The organism is Propionicimonas sp., from assembly GCF_049840635.1.
Taxonomy (GTDB): domain Bacteria; phylum Actinomycetota; class Actinomycetes; order Propionibacteriales; family Propionibacteriaceae; genus Propionicimonas.
The window spans coordinates 447,028-465,149 of sequence record NZ_JASGKL010000004.1 but is presented as its reverse complement, the minus strand read 5'-3'; the positions used below and the strand labels follow the sequence as shown (position 1 = coordinate 465,149).

At 70.6% G+C, this 18,122-nt stretch carries 17 protein-coding genes and 1 pseudogene; 2 read left to right on the top strand and 16 right to left on the bottom strand.

Going from position 1 to position 18,122, the window contains the following annotated elements:
• Positions 1 to 3: 3 nt before the first annotated feature.
• The 8 genes from QM779_RS02385 to hrcA form a co-directional block, all read right to left on the bottom strand.
• Positions 4 to 933: a PhoH family protein gene (locus QM779_RS02385; RefSeq protein ID WP_428533034.1), complete on the bottom strand. Its 930-nt coding sequence runs from the start codon at positions 931 to 933 to the stop codon at positions 4 to 6.
• Between the two features lie 300 nt (positions 934 to 1,233).
• On the bottom strand, positions 1,234 to 2,211 hold the full coding sequence (gene pip / locus QM779_RS02380) for a prolyl aminopeptidase (RefSeq protein ID WP_428531040.1): 978 nt from the start codon (positions 2,209 to 2,211) through the stop codon (positions 1,234 to 1,236).
• Positions 2,198 to 2,638 carry a DUF5709 domain-containing protein gene (locus tag QM779_RS02375; protein WP_428531037.1) on the bottom strand — a complete coding sequence of 147 codons (441 nt, stop codon included), beginning with the start codon at positions 2,636 to 2,638 and terminating at the stop codon, positions 2,198 to 2,200. The genes pip and QM779_RS02375 overlap by 14 nt, the downstream gene beginning before the upstream one ends.
• Before the next feature lie 69 nt (positions 2,639 to 2,707).
• Complete coding sequence (locus tag QM779_RS02370; RefSeq protein WP_428531034.1) at positions 2,708 to 4,351, bottom strand: DUF3352 domain-containing protein; 1,644 nt, start codon at positions 4,349 to 4,351, stop codon at positions 2,708 to 2,710.
• 137 nt (positions 4,352 to 4,488) lie between these two features.
• Positions 4,489 to 5,718, bottom strand: a complete 1,230-nt coding sequence (gene tgt, locus QM779_RS02365) for a tRNA guanosine(34) transglycosylase Tgt (protein ID WP_428531031.1) — start codon at positions 5,716 to 5,718, stop codon at positions 4,489 to 4,491.
• On the bottom strand, positions 5,708 to 6,445 hold the full coding sequence (locus tag QM779_RS02360) for a 16S rRNA (uracil(1498)-N(3))-methyltransferase (protein ID WP_428531028.1): 738 nt from the start codon (positions 6,443 to 6,445) through the stop codon (positions 5,708 to 5,710). Before QM779_RS02360 ends, tgt begins: the two co-directional genes overlap by 11 nt.
• A complete protein-coding gene (gene dnaJ / locus QM779_RS02355; protein ID WP_428531025.1) occupies positions 6,442 to 7,602 on the bottom strand; it encodes a molecular chaperone DnaJ in 1,161 nt (386 codons plus the stop codon). The genes QM779_RS02360 and dnaJ overlap by 4 nt, the downstream gene beginning before the upstream one ends.
• A 3-nt stretch (positions 7,603 to 7,605) precedes the next feature.
• The gene (gene hrcA, locus QM779_RS02350) at positions 7,606 to 8,622 is read right to left on the bottom strand and encodes a heat-inducible transcriptional repressor HrcA (RefSeq protein WP_428531022.1); all 1,017 of its coding nucleotides are present in this window, start codon (positions 8,620 to 8,622) and stop codon (positions 7,606 to 7,608) included.
• 66 nt (positions 8,623 to 8,688) lie between these two features.
• Between hrcA and QM779_RS02345 the strand changes: the two genes are divergently transcribed.
• The gene (locus QM779_RS02345) at positions 8,689 to 9,528 is read left to right on the top strand and encodes an MBL fold metallo-hydrolase (RefSeq protein ID WP_428531019.1); all 840 of its coding nucleotides are present in this window, start codon (positions 8,689 to 8,691) and stop codon (positions 9,526 to 9,528) included.
• A gap of 223 nt (positions 9,529 to 9,751) precedes the next feature.
• On the opposite strand, the gene QM779_RS02340 is transcribed toward QM779_RS02345, so the two are convergent.
• The gene (locus tag QM779_RS02340) at positions 9,752 to 9,931 is read right to left on the bottom strand and encodes a DUF5302 domain-containing protein (RefSeq protein WP_428531016.1); all 180 of its coding nucleotides are present in this window, start codon (positions 9,929 to 9,931) and stop codon (positions 9,752 to 9,754) included.
• A 64-nt stretch (positions 9,932 to 9,995) separates the two neighbouring features.
• On the bottom strand, positions 9,996 to 10,766 hold the full coding sequence (locus QM779_RS02335; RefSeq protein WP_428531013.1) for an inositol monophosphatase family protein: 771 nt from the start codon (positions 10,764 to 10,766) through the stop codon (positions 9,996 to 9,998).
• A gap of 220 nt (positions 10,767 to 10,986) precedes the next feature.
• On the opposite strand from QM779_RS02335, the gene QM779_RS02330 reads away from it, so the two are divergent.
• Positions 10,987 to 11,514: a peptidase gene (locus QM779_RS02330; RefSeq protein WP_428531010.1), complete on the top strand. Its 528-nt coding sequence runs from the start codon at positions 10,987 to 10,989 to the stop codon at positions 11,512 to 11,514.
• Between the two features lie 27 nt (positions 11,515 to 11,541).
• Here the strand turns inward: QM779_RS02330 and QM779_RS02325 are convergent, their stop codons facing one another.
• The 6 genes and pseudogenes from QM779_RS02325 to QM779_RS02300 form a co-directional block, all read right to left on the bottom strand.
• Positions 11,542 to 12,357 carry a DUF3097 domain-containing protein gene (locus QM779_RS02325; RefSeq protein ID WP_428531007.1) on the bottom strand — a complete coding sequence of 272 codons (816 nt, stop codon included), beginning with the start codon at positions 12,355 to 12,357 and terminating at the stop codon, positions 11,542 to 11,544.
• Positions 12,358 to 12,413: 56 nt separating this feature from the next.
• A pseudogene (locus QM779_RS02320) lies at positions 12,414 to 13,104 on the bottom strand (ABC transporter ATP-binding protein).
• Positions 13,105 to 13,114: 10 nt separating this feature from the next.
• Positions 13,115 to 14,017, bottom strand: a complete 903-nt coding sequence (locus QM779_RS02315) for an ABC transporter ATP-binding protein (RefSeq protein ID WP_428531004.1) — start codon at positions 14,015 to 14,017, stop codon at positions 13,115 to 13,117.
• Positions 14,018 to 14,066: 49 nt separating this feature from the next.
• Entirely contained in the window at positions 14,067 to 15,797 is a 1,731-nt protein-coding gene (locus tag QM779_RS02310; protein ID WP_428531001.1) for a branched-chain amino acid ABC transporter permease, read from the bottom strand.
• Positions 15,794 to 16,741 (bottom strand): branched-chain amino acid ABC transporter permease, encoded by a 948-nt coding sequence (locus tag QM779_RS02305; protein ID WP_428530999.1) that lies wholly within the window; start codon positions 16,739 to 16,741, stop codon positions 15,794 to 15,796. Before QM779_RS02305 ends, QM779_RS02310 begins: the two co-directional genes overlap by 4 nt.
• A gap of 75 nt (positions 16,742 to 16,816) precedes the next feature.
• On the bottom strand, positions 16,817 to 18,025 hold the full coding sequence (locus tag QM779_RS02300; RefSeq protein ID WP_428530996.1) for a branched-chain amino acid ABC transporter substrate-binding protein: 1,209 nt from the start codon (positions 18,023 to 18,025) through the stop codon (positions 16,817 to 16,819).
• Positions 18,026 to 18,122 lie beyond the last annotated feature (97 nt).

Sequence of the window (18,122 nt, the reverse complement as noted above, 5' to 3'; positions counted from 1 at the left end):
TCCTCAGGTGCGGCGGCCGGGCGGCAGGGTGGCTTCGAAGCGGTCGTAGGCCGCGACGATGCGTCCCACCAGGCGGTGCCGGACGACGTCGTGGCTGGTCAGGCGGCAGAACGCGATGTCGTGGACGCCGTCGAGGATCTGCTCCACCACGGTCAGCCCCGACCGCGTGCCGGTGGGCAGGTCGATCTGCGTGACGTCGCCGGTGACGACGATCTTCGACCCGAACCCCAGCCGGGTGAGGAACATCTTCATCTGCTCCATCGTCGTGTTCTGGGCCTCGTCGAGGATGATGAAGGCGTCGTTGAGCGTCCGTCCACGCATGTAGCCCAGCGGCGCGACCTCGATGGTGCCGGACGTGAGGAGCTTCGGCACCGACTCCGGGTCGAGCATGTCGTGCAGCGCGTCGTAGAGCGGACGGACGTAGGGGTCGATCTTGTCGCTCAGGGTTCCCGGCAGGAAGCCGAGCCGCTCGCCGGCCTCGATCGCGGGGCGGGTGAGGATGATCCGGTTCACCTGCTTGTCCTGGAGCGCCTGGACGGCCTTCGCCACCGCCAGGTAGGTCTTGCCGGTGCCCGCGGGACCGATGCCGAACACCACCGTGTGAGCGTCGATCGCGTCCACGTACCGCTTCTGGTTCAGCGTCTTGGGACGGATCGTCTTACCACGACTCGACAGGATGTTCTGGGTCAGGACCTCTGCGGCGCTCACGTCCTCGGCGGCGGTCATGCCGACCACCCGCTCGACGATGTCGCCGGTGAGCCCCTGCCCGGTGCGGACGATTGTGATCAACTCGGTCAGGACGTCGGTGGCCGCCGTGACGTCCGCGGGTGCCCCGGTGATGGTGATCTCGTTGCCCCGCACGTGCAGGTCAGCGGCCAGTTCGCGCTCGAGGATCCGCAGGAACTCGTCGCGCGGGCCCAGCACGGACACCATGTTGATGGACGCGGGGATCGCCACGCGGTGCTCGGCGACAGCGCTCTGCGGTTGATTCAGAAGTTCCTCCTGGACGTCAGACCCTCATCCTAACCGCCGGCACCCACGCCCGCTCCCGTCGAACCGTCCGCCATGCCACCCGTTCCTGCCCACCGTCCGCCGCAGGCGTCCCGACTCGCAGACGCTCCCGAAACGCGCAGAGGCTCCCGAAATTTCGGGAGCGTTTGCGAGTTTCGGGAGCGTTTGTGCGGGGCGCCCGGGAAGGATCGGGCGGGACGCATCCGGCGCGGCCGGCGACGATCAGGCGAACCGGTCGGTCGCTGCCACCAGTTCCGCGGCGATCGCAGGCTCACTCACCGAGTGGCCGGCCAGGACCACCCGATAGTCCGCCTCCGGCCACGCCCTGTGCAGCGCGTCGGCCGTGGTGATCGGGCACGGCAGGTCGTAGCGGCCCTGCACGATCACGCCGGGGATGCCGGCGAGCTTCACCGCGTCCTCGATCAGCTGGCCCTCCCGGAACCAGCCCGCGTTGACGAAGTAGTGGTTCTCGATCCGCGCGAACGCCAGCGCGAACGCCGGGTCGGAGAACTCGTCGACCAGGTCCTGGGAGAACTCCAGCGTGGACGTGGCGGCCTCCCACGTCGTCCAGGCCACCCCCGCCGGGCCGTGAACGGCCGGATCCGGGTCGAAGAGTAGTTCGTTGTACTTCAGCATCCGGTCGCCGGCGTACCCCTCGGGAAGCGGCGCCTCGAACGAGCGCCACCACTCCGGGGCGAGGTTCGCGGCCCCGCCGTTGTAGTACCAGTCCAGCTCGCTGCGCCGCAGCGTGAAGATGCCGCGCAGCACCAGTTCGGTCACGCGGTCCGGGTGGGCCTCGGCGTAGGCCAGGCCGAGCGCACTCCCCCACGAACCGCCGAAGACCTGCCAGCGCTCGATGCCGCGGTCCTCGCGGAGCCGCTCGATGTCGTCGACGAGGTGCCAGGTCGTGTTCGCGCTCAGGTCGGCCACGGCCTCGCTCGCGTGGGGCGTGCTGCGTCCGCACCCCCGCTGGTCGAACAGGAGGATCCGGTAGCGCGCAGGGTCGAAGTAGCGGCGGTAGTTCGGCGTACAGCCGCCGCCGGGACCGCCGTGGACGAACACCACCGGCTTGCCGTCGGGGTTGCCGCACTCCTCCCAGTACAGCTGCTGGCCGTCACCGACGGCGAGCATGCCGTCGAGGTACGGCTCTGTGGGCGGGTAGAGGATGTCGTCGAGGGCGGCCACCTCAGTCGTCGTCATCGTCGTCGTAGTCGTCGATGATGTGCATCGCCGCCTCCTCGGCGGTCGCCGCCCCACCGTCGATGCCCACGTCGGACCCCACGCTCTCGGCCTCGGTGTCCAGCCCGGGCACGCCACCGTTGGCGTCCACCAGGCGCCCCGCGCGGGCCTTCCCGACCTCGCGGGGCTCGGACGCGTCCGGGTTCCACGGCCCCTCGAGCTTGACCGGCTGCTCGGGCAACTCCTGTGCGATCCTCATCTCGAGGGTCTCGCCCTGCCGCATCTCCTTCGCCGTGTTGCCGAAGCCCTGCGCGGGCGACCAGTTCTCTCCGGTCACGTAGCCCTCGTCCAGGACATCGTCGACACCGCGGTCGAGCAGGGTCTCGTCGGGCTGGAGCTGGTCGAGCTGCTCTGCCTCCTCGGGGACGGCTTCGTCGTAGTCGGTCATGTGCCTAGACTGCCACGCCCGCCGCGGGATCGGGAGCCGCCCGCGCGCAATCCCCGCTCCCGCTCCTGCTCAGGACCGGATCAGGCGGACCGCCCACGCCCCGGAGTCGTCGCCGTCGGAGACGTAGGACAGCCCGACGCTGCGCAACGAGCCCACGAAGTCGCGGTAGCGGGCGTCGACCCCGTCCAGCTGGTCCTTCAGCACGGCGAGGTTCACGAACCCGGAGACCGTCGCTGTCGCGTGGTCGGGCACCGCCTTCGTGAACACCTCCTGCGCGACGAGCCGATCGGTCGGACGGACGAGTTCCTCCCCGTAGGACTGCGACGAGCTGACGGTCAGCACCCCGTCCCCGGTCCGGACGAAGATCGCCTCCCCGGACAGCCCGGGACGCAGCTTCTCCAGTGCCGCGGACGCCCGGTCGGGGTCGGGCGTGACGATCCGCGCGCCGAGGTCCGGCGTGCTGGCGAGGTCGGGCTCGGACCCCGGTGACGACACGCCCACTGTGACCGAACTGCCGAGCAGCGCGATGAGGTCCTCCTTCGTCAGCCCCATCCCCTCCAGTGCCGGCCCTGCCTCGGTCTCAACCTGCGGCCAGGCCTTCTGCAGGGCCTCCCCGAGTCCCGCGTACCCGACCGCCGCCCACGTGGACGCCGGGAGCTCTCCGATGTCGGCCTGACCGTGCAGGCCGACGTCGCCCAGGCCGACGATCCGTCCGGCGAGTGCGAGCGTGTCGGCGCTGAAGGACAGCGCCCCGACCGCACGGCCCTTCGCCAGGTCCTCGCTGGAGTCGTCGGCGCCCTGGAGCTTCGCCAGCGCGCCCAGGTCGGCCCAGCCGGCGAGGATGCCGGGGTCGCCGAGGGACGCGAAGTCCGCGGCAAAGGCCTGGCTCTGCGCCAGTGTCCCGGCGTCGAGCGCGGCCAGGACGGCGCGGGTGTCGTCGGTCAGGGTGAGCAGGGCGTACCCGTCCCGGAACGTCACGTCGCAGGGCTGGCCCACCTTGGCCGCGATGTCGGTGAGTGCGGTCCTCGCCTTCGACTCGTCGCTGACCTGGACGACCACGAGCCCGGCGGCCCCGGTGCCGTGAGGCACGGCGGCGAAGGCCAGCGCGTCACCGAGCCACGGCTTCACGTCGGTGGCGTAGTCCAGGCCGGCGAGCGGGCTGCCCTCGGCCTGGGCGATCACCTTCCAGGCGATCGCGCGCGGGTCCGCGTCGCCGGCCGCGACCGCGTCCCTGACCTCGGGCAGGTCACGCAGGAACTGCCACACCGCGGCCTTCTGCGCGAGGGAGGGGTCGAGGTCCACCTGGACGTAGCCGACCGCGGACGCAGGGACGACCTGCGCCGGCCTGCTCCCCGCGCCACCGAACCAGCCCAGGTACGTGCCGGCGGCTGCCACCCCGCCGCCGACCAGGACGAGCACGAGCGCGGCCACCAGCACCGGCAGGGCACGACGGCGCCGTCGAGCGGGGACGGCGGTCGTCCACTCCGGGACGAAGGTGGCGACGGACGCCGCGGCGTCCGGATGGGCGGCCGCGTACTCGGCGGGCGAGGCGAAGCTGAGGGGAACGCCTGGGGCCTCGGGAGCCGACTCGGGGGCGGCCCACTGGACCTCGGAGTCAGGCCTGGACCAGGGGCTCTCCTGGGCGGGATGGCCGCAGGTCGGGCAGGACTGGGTGGGGTCGGCCAGGTCCTGGCCGCACGACGGGCACGTCACGACGGAGTCCTTCCGGGCTGACGCCCTCGGGAGGGGTGGATGAGCACCCCGAGGCTAATCGGACGCACGCCTGCGACGTCAGTCCCCACAGGTGGGACACAGGAAGACTGCGTCAGGGAGTCTCGACGGACATCGCGTCAGCGATGGCCGGAATAAAAGCGCCCCAGGAACTCCTCCCGGAACGCCGCGAACCGACCCTGCTCGATGCTCTGCCGGATGTCGTCGACCAGCCGGACGGTGAACCGCTCGTTGTGGATGGTCGCCAGCGTCGCCGCGAGCATCTCCTTCGCCTTGAACAGGTGGTGCAGGTAGGCCCGGGTGTAGTGCGCGCAGGTGTAGCAGTCGCAGCCGTCCTCGAGCGGACGGAAGGCCCGGCGGCTCGCCGCGGTGTTCACGTTGAACCGTCCGTCGGCGGTGTAGATGGCCGCGTTCCGGGCCACGCGGGACGGCATCACGCAGTCGAACGTGTCGGCGCCGGCCTCGATCGCCGCGAAGAAGTCGTCGGGCTCGGAAATCCCGAGCAGGTGCCGCGGGGCGTCGTCGGGGAGCTCGGAGCACACCCAGCCGACGATCGTGCCGAGATTCTCCTTCTCCAGCGCGCCGCCGATCCCGTAGCCGTCGAAGCGGCGTCCGTCCACCTCGAGCCCGGCCAGGTCGCGGGCGGCCGTGCGGCGCAGGTCCTCGTACTGGGCGCCCTGCACGACGCCGAACAGCGCCTGGTAGGGCTTGCCGACGCGGGCCAGGGTGAGCCGGCCGTGCTCGGCGAGGCAGCGGACGGCCCACGCCTGCGTCCGGGCCAGCGACCGCTCCTGGTAGCCACGGGTGTTCAGCAGCGTCGTGCACTCGTCGAAGGCGAACATGATGTCCGCGCCCAGCTCGTGCTGGATCCGCATCGACACCTCGGGCGTGAACCGGTGCCGGTCCCCGTTGAGGTGCGAGGTGAACGTCACCCCGTCGTCGTCGACGTGGGCGAGCCGGTTCTTGCCAGCGGCGATCACGTCGTCGTCGGCCAGCCCGGTGGCGTCCATCGCGAGCACCTTCTTGAACCCGACCCCCAGGCTCATCACCTGGAAGCCGCCGGAGTCGGTGAACGTCGGCCCCGGCCAGTTCATGAACGCACCCAGCCCGCCGGCCTCGTCGACGAGGTCCGAGCCGGGCTGGAGGAACAGGTGGTAGGCGTTGGCCAGCACGGCCTGCGCGCCGACGCCCGCCACGCTCTCGGGCAGGACGGCCTTCACCGTGGCCTTCGTTCCGACTGCGATGAACGCCGGCGTCCGGATGTCGCCGTGCGGGGTGTGGATCACCCCGGTGCGGCCCTGGCCGTCGGGCAGGTCGGCGCCCGGGGTGAACGAGAAGTCAGCGGTCACGGACGGCGAGCGCCTCGAGCTGGGCCAGCGCGACCACGCCGGCGGTGGCGGTGCGCAGGACCGCGTCCGCGATCAGCGCTGTGCGTCCCCCCGCGGCGGTGAAGGCCTCCACCTCCTCGTCGGTGAGCCCGCCCTCGGGCCCGACGATGAACATGATCTCCCCGATCGGCGGCAGCGCGAACGTGCCCAGCCGGGTCTCCGCGGTCTCGTGCAGCACGACCGTGAGGTCGGTCTGTGCGATCCGGAGCGCCAGTTCTGCGGTGGTCATCGGCGTGGAGACCGTGGGGACGCGGAAGCGCCGGCACTGCTTGGCCGCCTCGCGCGCCGTCGCCCGCCAGCGGGTGAGCCCGCGCTCGACGCGGTCGGGTGCCCAGCGCACCACTGAGCGCGCGGACTGCCACGGCACGATCTCGTCGATGCCGAGCTCGGTCAGCATCTCCACGGCCTGTTCGGCCCGATCGCCCTTGGGCAGCGCCTGCACGGCGACGTAGCGGACGGGCCGCTCCGGCTCGCGCAGCACCTCCTCGACGGTCATCGACAGGGTGCTCTTGTCGACGGCGGTCACCGGCCCGCGGACGGCGGTCCCGTTGCCGTCGCTGACCAGGATCACCTCGCCCACGCGCAGCCGGCGGACGGAGGCCGCGTGCCGGCCCTCCTCACCGCCGAGCTCCACCACCTGGCCGACCGCCGGGGAGTCGAGGGCCGCGAGGAACAGCGGCTCGGTCACGAGAACGTCTCCTTCAGCCAGCCGAGGACACCCTTGCCGTGCCGGGACATCGACACCTCGGGGCGGCTCTCGTCGCGCAGCGAGGCCAGCTGGCGGAGCAGCTCACGCTGCTCGTCGTCCAGCTTGGTCGGCGTCTGCACTAGCAGGGTCACGCCGAGCTCGCCGCGTCCCTCGCGGCGCAGCTTGGGCACGCCGCGGCCGGGGATCGTGATCCGGGTGCCGGACTGGGTTCCGGCCGGGATGTCGACGGCCACCGTGGCCAGCTCGGCGTCCAGGTCGTCCCGCTCGGCCTCCAGCGTGGTGAGCGTGACCCGGGTGCCCAGAGCGGCGGCGGTCATCGGCACCTTCACGACCACCTCGAGGTTGTCGCCGTTGCGCGTGAACACCTCGTGCGGGGCGATCGTGAGCTCGACGTACAGGTCACCGGCGGGCCCCCCGCCGGGCCCGACCTCGCCCTGCGAGACCAGGTGGACGCGGTTGCCGGACGCGACGCCGGCGGGGATCTTCACGTTGATGGTGCGGCTGCTGCGGACGCGCCCCTCGCCCGAGCACTCCCCGCACGGGTTCGTGATCACCGTGCCGTAGCCGCGGCAGGCCGGGCACGGCTGGCTGGTGCGGATCTCGCCGAGGAACGAGCGCTGCACCTGGGTCACGTCTCCCGCGCCGTGGCAGGTCGGGCACGTGACGGGCTCGCCGCCGCCCTCCGAACCCGAGCCGTTGCACTTCGGGCACACCACCGCGGTGTCGACGCGCAGCGGCTTGGTGATGCCGAACGCCGCCTCGGCGAGGGTCAGGTTCAGCCGGACGAGGGCGTCCTGGCCACGGCGCACGCGCGAGCGGGGTCCGCGGCTGGCCTGGCCGCCGAACATCGCGTCCACCAGGTTCGTGAAGTCGAACCCGCCGCCGGGGAAGCCGAACCCCTGCGCGCCGCCGAAGCCGCCGCCCAGCGGGTCGCCGCCGCGGTCGTACATCGACCGCTTGTTCTCGTCGTGCAGGACCTCGTAGGCCTCGCCGATCTGCTTGAACTTCTCCGCGGCGTCAGGGGTGTCGGCGACGTCCGGGTGGTACTTCATCGCGAGGCGCCGGTACGCCTTCTTGATCTGCTCCGGCGTCGCGTCCCGGGGAACCCCCAGCACCTCGTAGTAGTCAGTGCTCACACATCATCCTTCAGCTAGGAACCGGCCGACGTAGCGGGCCACGGCCCGCACCGCCGCCATCGTCGAGGGGTAGTCCATCCGGGTGGGGCCGACCACTCCGAGGTTGGCCCAGATGTCGGTGGTGGTGCCGTAGCCGCTGGCGACCACCGACGTGGCCCGCAGGGGCGCGTACGGGTTCTCGTGGCCGATCCGGACGGTCACGTCCCCCGTGCCCGACACCTCCCCCAACAACCGCAGCAGCACCACCTGTTCCTCCAGCGCCTCCAGGACGGGGCGGACGGTGGTCTCGTACTGGTCGGAGAACCGGGTCAGGTTCGGCACGCCACCCACCACGACACGGGTGGACGGGTCGGTGGTGACGAGTTCGAGGACGGCGGAGACCACGGCAGCGCCGACCCCGCGGACAGCCCCCGGGAGCTCGTCGACCAGCGCGTCCGCCCGCTCCACCGCCTGCGCGGGGGCCAGCCCGACGAGGGCGGCGTTGAGCCGCTGGCGCAGGTCGGCGACCACTTCCGCGGGCGCGTCGCCGAGCTCGACGGACCGTTGGTCGACCTTGCCCGAGGAGTTCACGACGATCACCAGGCCGCGGCCTGCGGAGAGCTCGACGATCTCGATGTGCCGGATGGTCGCGCTGGACAGCACCGGGTACTGCACGATCGCCACCTGGCGGGTGATCTGGGCGAGCAGCCGGACGGTGCGGCGCACGACGTCGTCGATGTCGACAGCCCCGGCCATGAACGTCTCGATCGCCCTGCGCTCGGCGGTGGTCAGCGGCTTGACGGTGCCGAGGCGGTCGACGAAGAGGCGATACCCCTTGTCGGTGGGGATGCGGCCGGCGCTGGTGTGGGGCTGCATGATGTAGCCCTCCTCCTCCAGCACGGCCATGTCGTTGCGGACCGTCGCAGGGGAGACGTCGAGGTGGTGTCGTTCGACCAGCGCGCGGGAGCCGACGGGCTCCTGCATGGACACGTAGTCGGTCACGATCGCCCGCAGGATGGCGAGCTTCCGGTCGTCGAGCATGCTCTCCTCCCGTCAGCGACTGGCACTCTCGATGGTGGAGTGCCAGTCTAGCGTTAGGCTGCGGGAGTGACGCAGTTCAGTGTGGGTGAGTTCCGGACCGTGGCCGACGGGGTCCTGGTGGCCGTCGCCGAGCCGGCAGGAGTGAACATCGGGCTGGTCGTCGGACCGTCCGGGTGCCTGGTGGTCGACACCGGCTCGTCGCCCGCGCAGGGCGCCCTGATCCGGGAGCGGGCCGAGCAGGCGGCCGGCGTCCCCGTCGTCGCAGTCGTCGTCACCCACTGGCACTACGACCACTTCTTCGGGCTGGCCGGGTTCGCCGGCCTGCCCGCCTACGCCCACGAGAGCGTGGCCGAGTGGCTGGAGCGGCCGGAGTGCGCGGGCGACGCGGCCGAGCTCGGGGTGGACGCGGACGCGCTCGTCGCGCCGAACCGCCCGTTCTCGCTGGCGCGGGTGGTCGACGTGGGCGGACGTCGGGTCGAGGTCGTCCACTTCGGACGCGGCCACACCGACGGCGATGTCGTTGTCTTCGTGCCCGACGCGGGAGTGATCTTCACCGGCGACCTGTTGGAGAGCGCGGGGACGCCGCACTTCGGCCCGGACTGCCACCTGAAGGAGTGGCCGAGCGCCGTCGACGGCGTCCTCGGCCTGGTGGCGGAGGAGACCGTGCTCGTGCCCGGCCACGGCCCGGTGATGGACCGCCTGGCCGCGTTCACGCAGCGCGCGGAGATCTCCGGCCTGTACGGGCAGGTGGAGTACCTGGTCGCGCGCGGCGTGAAGATCGACGACGCCTGGGAGCAGGGTGAATGGCCCTTTGACGAGCAGACCGTGCGGGCCGTCCTCCCGCTGGCCTACGCCCAGCTGGCCGGGGAGGGCAAGGTCCCTCGCACCCAGCTCCCGCTGGTCTGATCCCGACCCGCCGCCACGCCACAGCTCCACCGAGCCCGCCAACACGGAGATCCCGGGTCAAGCCCGGGATGACAGGAACCGAGACCACCACTCCCCCGAGCACACCTGTCATCCCGGCGTAAGCCGGGACCTCGACACCGACCAACCCACGCCTCCACACGGAGATCCCGGGTCAAGCCCGGGATGACAGGAACCGAGACGGCGAAGGCCGGGACGGCACCCGCTAGCCGCCGCCGCCGGCCTTGCGGCGGAACATGCCGCCGTGGCCCTGCTGGCCGCGTTCGGACGGGCCCTTCTCCTTGTGGTGGCCACCGTCCTGGCCCGCGCTGTCGGCCCCGTTGTTCTTGCGCTCGAGGGCCTCGCGCATCTTCGCCTTGAGGTCGTCGTTCGAACTGCCCGACATGTGCGCTCCCTTCGTTGCCGCGGTACCCATCCAAACGCGAGAAGGGCGGTTCGTCCAGTCGGGGTCAGTCCCCGAACAGCGCGTCCCTCGCGACCTGCCACAGGTCCGGGTCGGTCGCTGCGACGAGCCGGCGACCGATCACCCCGGCGTGGTAGTCGGCGCCCGCGTCGGTGGCGATGCGTCCGCCCAGTTCGGTGACCATCAGCGCGCCGGCGAGGTGGTCCCAGGGGAACATCGAGCGGTAGCAGAGGAAGTCCAGGTCGCCCTCGATGAGTTTGGGGTAGTCGATCCCGCACGAGCCCCACGAGCGGACGAGCCGCACCTCTGCGTGCTCCTCCCCCGGCACGGGCAGGTAGCTGGCGCCCAGCGGGACCGCGCGATCGTTCACCTCCGGCGGCGCGATCGGCGTCCCGTTGCACGTCACGCCTGCGCCCTTCTCCGCCACGTAGAGGCGGTCGTGGACGGGCTGCCAGATCCAGCCACGGACGGTCTCCGCGCCGCGCACCTCGGCGAGCATGACGGCGAAGTCGGGGCGTCCGCGGGCGAAGTTCCTGGTCCCGTCGACCGGGTCGATCACCCAGGCGTGCGCGGCGTGCGGGAGGGCGTCGAGGCTGGACGGGTCGGTGAACACCCCCTCCTCCCCCACCACGAGGACGCCGGGCTCCTGCGCCCGGAGCACGCGGGCGAGTTCGATCTCGGCGTCCCTGTCCGCGACCGTGACGAGGTCCCCGGGCTTCTTCTCCTCGATGTCGTCGGAGCCCAGGGTGCCGAACCTCGGCATGATGAGCCGGTCGGCGACGTCGGCGAGGAGCTCCGACACCTCTTCGGTCTTCACGGGAACTCCTGGGTTGGGCGGGATCAGGGCCTCAGGCTATCCAGACCGCACTCGGCGTCCCGGCCTCGTCCGTTCTGCAAGCCGGACGCCCACCATGTGCTGCAACCGACTCCGAACCCGCCCGTAACCCGCACGTGACGTCCGGTGGGCACGCTGGGAGGAGGCCGGTGGACCCGTGGCGGGACCGCTCGCCCCCGGCCGCCGGGGAGGAGGCTGCGCGATGAACTACTGGGACCAGCCGATCGAGGTCACACCGATGCAGGCGGACGGGCAGCTCGCCGGCTTCCTGCTGGTGGGGCGGTGGCCCAAGGACACCGTCGAGTGGACCCGCTTCCTGCTGCTGGCCGTCCGGGTGGCCGCTGCTCCGGGCATGCTCCCGCGCGGCAGCACGGTCTTCCGGGTCGTCGAGGACGTGCCCGCCGTGGCGCCGCTGCACACGATCGGGCTGGTGCTCGCCGAGGGCCCACTGGTCGGTGACCGTGCGGTCTCGCCGGGCGCGTTCGCGCACCTGCCGCCCGCGCTCGCCGTCCTGCACCCGCCGTCGAGCACGACCAGCAGCGTGCGTGAGTACACGACCGCGTCCGGCTGCCTGTTCCTGCCGGGGCTCCCCCACCTGGGCCTGGGCCACCGCGCCGCGTGGATCGAGGCGGACGCCGCCGGCACGATCACCCATCTGGCGAGCTCGGAGGCCGTCGACCCGATGTCGGACGCCGACACCGCCGTGCTCTCCACCCTGCTCGCCGCCTGACCACCGGCCACCGCGGCACGAGGGGGGTCAGGTGGTGACGAAGTCGATCAGGCGCTCGACCTCCCGGGGCAGCGCCGGGTCGAGGTCACGCCAGTCCCGGACCCGGGCCAGGATCCACTGCCAGGTGGACGCGATGTCGGCCTGGTTCCGCGCCGGCCGGCCGAGCGCGGCGCTGATGCCGTGCTTCCAGTCCACCGAGCGGGGTACGGACGGCCACGCGGCCAGCCCCACCCGCTCGGGGCGTACCGCCTGCCAGATGTCGATGAACGGGTGGCCCGTGACCAGCACATGGGCGGACGTGACCTGCTGGACGATCCGGGTCTCCTTCGTGCCCGCAACCAGGTGGTCGACCAGCACGCCGAGCCTCCGGCCGGGGCCCGGCGCGAACTCGTCCACGATCGAGGGCAGGTCGTCGATACCGCCGAGGTACTCCACGACCACACCCTCGTGGCGCAGGTCGGCGCCCCAGATCTTCTCCACAAGTTCGGCGTCGTGGCGTCCCTCGACGTAGATCCTCGACGCGGCAGCCACCTTCGCCGGGCCGACCTCGCCGATCCGCGAGCCGGACGCGGTGTGCGTGGGCGCAGCGGGCCGCGTGGGACGTGGCGGCACCAGGCTGACCGGTTGCCCGTCCAGCCAGAAGCCCGGCCCGAACGGGAAGCTGCGCCGGGCACCCCTGCGGTCCTCCAGCACGACCAGCCCGTTCTCCCATCGCACGATCGCGCCGCAGAAGCCCGAACTCGGGTCCTCGACCACCATGCCGACGCTCACCGGCGTCTCCACGCTGACGGGCTTGTCCGCGCGCTGCCAGCCGGGGCTCAGGACGTCCTTGGAGTACCGCACCCGGCCACCCTAGGCAGCGGCCGCGCCACCAGCGGTGCAGCCGCGCCGGGCGGGCCTCAGTCGGCGCCGAGGTAGGTGCGCTTGACCCGGTCGTCGCCGAGCAGGTTGCGTCCGGTGTCGGAGAACATGATCTTCCCGACCTCGAGGACGTAGCCGCGGTCGGCGAGCGAGAGCGCAGCCTGGGCGTTCTGCTCGACCAGCAGGATGGTGACGCCCTCGGACTGCAGCTGCTGGATGGTCCGCATGATCGTCTGGGTCATGATCGGGCTCAGACCCATCGACGGCTCGTCCAGCATCAGCAGCTTGGGCCGGCTCATCATCGCCCGGCCGATGGCCAGCATCTGCTGCTCGCCGCCGGAGAACAGGCCGGCCGCCTCGTGCCGGCGATCGCCGAGCACGGGGAACAGGTCGTAGACCCGGTCCATGTCCGCCTTCACACTGGCGCTGTCCTTGCGCGAGTACGCCCCCAGCTTGAGGTTGTCCTCCACCGTCATCTGGCGGAACAGCCGGCGTCCCTCCGGGGACTGGGCGACGCCGCGCTCGACGATCTTGTGCGCGGGGAGACCGTCCAGCCGCTCGCCCTCGAACCAGAATCTCGCCGGAGACCAGCTTGAGCAGGCCGGAGATCGACCGCAGCGTGGTCGACTTCCCCGCGCCGTTCGTGCCGAGCAGCGTGACCACCTGGCCCTTCTCCACAGAGAAGGTGATGCCCTTGACGGCGTTGACCCGGCCGTAGGCGACGACCATGTCCTTGACCTCAAGCATCGGCCGGGTCCTCTCCCTGCTCTGCCGTCGTCTCCCCGGCCGGTGGTGCCGCGGCCTGCGGCGGGTCCGCCGGCGCGTCCGGCGCCGTCTGCGGGGAGCCGATGTACGCCTCGATCACCCTCGGGTCGTTCTGGACGACGTCGCCAGGCCCCTCGACCAGCACCGAGCCACGCACCAGGCAGGCCACCCGGTCGCAGAGGTTGAAGATGAACCGCATGTCGTGCTCGATCACGAGGACGGCCAGCCCGAGATCACGGATCCGGAAGATCAGCTCCTCCGCCTGGCGGGTCTCCTGCGGGTTCATGCCCGCGGTCGGCTCGTCCAGCAGCAGCAGCTTCGGGTCGGTGGCCAGCGCCCTGGCGATCTCCAGCCGTCGCTGGTCGCCGTAGGGCAGGTTGCGCGACAGCGTGTCGGCGGCCTTGCTCAGCCCGACGAACTCCAGCAGCTCCTGGGCCCGCTTCGTGGAGGCCGCCTCCTCCTGGCGGTGCCGGGGCAGCCGGAAGACCGCGTCGATCGCGTTGGTCTTCGTCCGGCAGTACATGCCCACCATCACGTTCTCGAGCGCCGTCATGTTGTGGAACAGGCGGATGTTCTGGAACGTGCGGGCCATCCCTGCGCGCACGGCCAGACGGGGCTTGGGCGGCAGCTCGGCGCCGTCGAAGAGGACGGAGCCCGAGGTCGGCTTGTACAGCCCGGTCAGGCAGTTGAAGAAGGTGGTCTTTCCGGCGCCGTTCGGCCCGATCAGGCCGAAGATCTCGCCGGTGTGGACCTGGAGGCTCACGTCGCTGACCGCTTTGAGGCCACCGAACTGCATGGTGACGTTGCGGGCGTCCAGCAGGACCTTGCGGTCGAGGACGTCGACCGAACGGGCAGCTTCCTGCACGGGGGTACCCATCACAGGCCTCCCTTCACAGCGGGCACGGACGGACGGAAGGCGGTCGCGTTCACAGTTCGAACCCCTTCCGCTCGGGGTTGTAGTGGGCGTGGTGCGTGACCAGCTCCTCCTCGACCTCCTCGGCCAGTTCCTCGTCCTCGGCGTGGAACTCCAGCTGCCTGCGCTGGTCGGCGATGATGCCCTCGGGGCGGAACCGCATCATGAACACCATCAGCAGGCCGAACAGCAGCAGCCGGTAGTCGGAGAAGAAGCGCAGCTTCTCGGGCAACAGCTTCAGGATCGTGGCGCCGATCAGGACGCCCATCACCGTGCCCATGCCACCGAGGACGACGGCGGCCAGTAGGAACGCCGACTCCAGGAACACGTACTGGTCGGGTGTCACCGACACGTCGTGGTGGGCCTTGACCGCACCGGCGATCCCGGCGAGGAACGCGCCGCCGGCGAACGCGAGCAGCTTCAGTGCGAAGGTGTTCACACCCATCGCCTCTGCGGCCAGTTCGTCCTCACGGATGGCGACCCAGCCGCGTCCGATCCGGGAGTAGTTCAGGTTCATGAACACGACGATGATCAGGCCGATCACCAGCAGCATCAGCCAGTAGTAGTTGGCGAACCGGCCGATCTCGATCCCGAAGATCTCGTGGGCGCTGCCGAAGTCGAAGCCCAGGAAGTTGAGGTCGGGGATACCGGGGATGCCGTTGGAGCCGTTGGTGATGTTCGGGCCGTCGTTCCCGTCCAGGTTGATCATCGTGATCCGGAAGATCTCGCCGAACGCCAGTGTGACGATCGCCAGGTAGTCGCCCGACACCCGCAGGGTGGGGGCGCCGATGACCAGGCCGAGGATGGACGAGACGCAGCCGGCGATGAGGACGGTCACGATGAACGGCGGCTTGAAGTTGATCGTGGCGAACGCCGAGTCCGAGAGCACGGCGGCGGTGAACGCGCCCGCGCCCAGGAAGGCGATGTAGCCGAGGTCGAGCAGGCCGACCAGGCCGACCACGATGTTCAGGCCGAGCGCCGTGGTCGCGAAGATCAGCACCTGCGACGCGATCGACATGTTGGCGTCGGAGCCGTTCTGGGTGAACGGGAAGGCGAAGGCGACGACGAACGCCGAGAGCACGAGCACCCGGTTGTTGTTCGCCGCGGCGATGCCCATCCAGCCGAAGATCCCGAACTGGCGCAGCACCATCACGAGGCCGACGAGGAACGCCGCGAAGGTGAGGAAGTCGTCCGCGTCGTCGAAGCCGAGGATGTAGGCGGCACCGAACAGCAGCAGCGCCATCATCACGGCGATCGCGGTGATCTGGAGCCACTTCGGGCTCTTCACCCGGTACAGCGTCGGCTCCGGCGAGTCGGGCAGGAACAGCGTCGCCGCCACGGCGAGGACGCCGCCGACGATCGCGACCCAGCCGCCCGGGTCCACGTTCACCAGCCCACCGAGGTCGATCGCGATGGCTGCGACCATCACGGCCGCCATCACCAGGGCACTGATCGCCGCGGTCTTGGCCGAGGTGTTCCACGCGACCGTCTTCGCCCAGCGGCCGAGCCTCGCCTTGCCGACCAGCGGGACGGCGAGCAGCACCATGCACAGCAGCGGGAGGACGGCGAAGAAGAACTGGAGCGGGGACGGGGCACCGTAGTAGCCCACGTCGTCGAGTGCCTCGTGCCCGTACGACCAGGACAGGAAGATCGAGGCGAGCATCGCCACGCTGCCGACGAGGCCGACGACGCGGGCCGGGTAGCGGAGGCGGAGCTTGAGCTCGTCCGGAATGACCACCCTCATGCGCGGTCCACCACCTTCGCGCCGAGCAGGCCCTGCGGCCGGAACACCAGCACGAGGATCAGCAGGACGAACGCCCAGACGTCCTTCCAGGCCGTCGTGCCCAGGTAGTTGCTGGCCATCGCCTCGACCACGCCGAGGACGAGACCGCCCACGACGGCGCCGTTGATGTTGCCGATGCCGCCGAGGACGGCGGCGGTGAAGGCCTTCAGGCCGGCCATGAAGCCCATCCGGAAGTCGATGTTGCCGTACCGGAGGCCGTGGGCCACGCCGGCGATCGCGGCGAGTCCCGCGCCGACGGCGAAGGCCGCCATGATCACCCGATCGACGTTGATGCCCATCAGGCGGGCGGTGTCGGGGTCCTGCGAGGTGGCGACCATCGCGCGGCCGGTCTTGGTGCGGTTCACGAACAGCCACAGGAAGACCGTGCAGACGGCCAGCGCCCCGACCGTGAAGAGCGCCGACAGCTGGATGTTCACGCCACCGAGCTGGAGGCTCTGGCCGGTGATGCCGGCGATCGCGGGGAAGGGCACCGCGCTCTTGGCGTCCGGGAACCCGGGGATCCAGCCGTAGAACAGCCGGACGAACTCCTGCAGGAACACCGAGACGCCGATCGCGGAGATCAGGGGTGCCAGGCGCGGGGCGTTGCGCAGCGGGCGGTACGCCAACCGTTCGGTGAGCAGGGCGACGCTGATCGAGACGATCACACCGCCCAGGATCATCAGCGGGAGCAGGATGAACACCGAGGCCGACACTCCCCAGTCGGTCGGGTGGCCGAGCACCATCCAGGTGGCGTAGGCGCCGAAGGCCCCGACCATGAAGATCTCGCCGTGGGCGAAGTTGATCAGCTGGACGATGCCGTAGACCACGGTGTAGCCCACCGCGATCAGCGCATACAGAGAGCCCAGCGACAACCCGTTCACGAGTTGCTGGAAGAACAGGTCCACTTCCGCAGTACCCCTTAGGTCAGCGTGGAAGGCCCGTTGGCGCCGCCGAGGGGGCGGCGCCAACGGGCCCCTTGGTCACTTGAGCTCGCCGGTCTTCTCTGCGGCCCACTTGCCGCCCGTGACCTTGTAGACGGTCAGGACGCGGGACACGGAGTCGCCGAACTCGTCGAACGCGACCTTGCCGGTCGCCCCGTCGAAGCTCACGCTGGACATCGCGGTGATGGTCGCCTCACGGGCCGACTTGGCATCCGACGCGGAGGCCAGGCTGGTCTTGAGGGCGTTGATGATGGCGTTCGCCGCATCGAAGGCGTACGCGCCGTAGGCGGAGTAGCCGTCGGTGAAGCCGGCCGCGTTGTACGCCGTCACGAAGGCCTTCGCCGAGTCCAGGCTCTCCACCGGAGCGCCGACGGAGGTGGCGAGGTCGCCGTCCGTGCCGCCCAGCTTGATGAACTCGTCGGAGTAGATGCCGTCGCCGCCCATCAGCGGGACCTTCAGCCCGGCAGCCTTCATCTGCTGCGAGAGCGGTCCGGCCTGCGGGTACTCGCCGCCGTAGTACACGGCGTCGGGCTTGGTCTGCGCGACCTTGGTGACGACGGTGTTGAAGTCCTTGTCGTCAGGGTTGATCGTCTCGGCATCGGTGATGGTGCCGCCGCCGGCCTTGAACGCCTCGGTGAAGGCCTCGACGAGGCCCTGGCCGTAGGCCTTCTTGTCGTGGATCGTCGCGACGTTCTTGATCCCGGCGCCGAGCAGGTACTGCGCGGCGAAGGGGCCCTGGACCGAGTCGGTGGTGCAGGTGCGGAAGTAGTTCGCGTTCGGGCGCTTCGGGTTGGCCAGGTCCGCACCCTTGGTCAGGGTCGGGTTGGTGTTGGCCGGCGACACCTGGACGATGTGGGCCGCGTCGAGCACCGGGATCACGCTCTGCGCGACCGAGGAGTTCAGCGTGCCGACGACACCGACGACCTCGTCGTCGGAGGCGAGCTTGGTCGCCGCGTTCTTGCCGACGTCCGGGGTGGCCTGGTCGTCCTCGGCGGCCAGTTCGAGCGTCCAGCCGGGGATCGCGTTCGACTCGTTGGCCTGGCGGATCGCCAGGTCGACCGAGTTGCGGATGCCCAGGCCCATCGCGGAGAGGTCACCCGAGAGCGGCGCGATGACACCGATCTTCGCGACCTTGTTGGTCGAGCTGGTCCCTCCGGACGTGGCCTCGGTGCGAGATCCGCAACCGGTGAATGCCAGGGACGCCGCGACGAGCGCGACCCCCACCAGCTTGAACGAATGCTTGTTCAACTTCCCTCCTCATGTGCTACGGAGACCCGTCCTCGCGGGTTGGGCAAGGCTACGGGTGCGGAGACATTGGAGCACCCGTTTGCGTCGAAGTTGTTAC

Coding starts and splice junctions, on each gene's coding strand:
- pip (WP_428531040.1), bottom strand. CDS start 2,211: ATGACGACGACTGAGGTGGCCGCCCTCGACGACATCCTCTACCCGCCC.
- QM779_RS02385 (WP_428533034.1), bottom strand. CDS start 933: ATGGTGTCCGTGCTGGGCCCGCGCGACGAGTTCCTGCGGATCCTCGAG.
- QM779_RS02340 (WP_428531016.1), bottom strand. CDS start 9,931: ATGTCGGGCAGTTCGAACGACGACCTCAAGGCGAAGATGCGCGAGGCC.
- QM779_RS02375 (WP_428531037.1), bottom strand. CDS start 2,638: ATGACCGACTACGACGAAGCCGTCCCCGAGGAGGCAGAGCAGCTCGAC.
- QM779_RS02330 (WP_428531010.1), top strand. CDS start 10,987: ATGAACTACTGGGACCAGCCGATCGAGGTCACACCGATGCAGGCGGAC.
- QM779_RS02315 (WP_428531004.1), bottom strand. CDS start 14,017: ATGGGTACCCCCGTGCAGGAAGCTGCCCGTTCGGTCGACGTCCTCGAC.
- QM779_RS02310 (WP_428531001.1), bottom strand. CDS start 15,797: ATGAGGGTGGTCATTCCGGACGAGCTCAAGCTCCGCCTCCGCTACCCG.
- hrcA (WP_428531022.1), bottom strand. CDS start 8,622: ATGCTCGACGACCGGAAGCTCGCCATCCTGCGGGCGATCGTGACCGAC.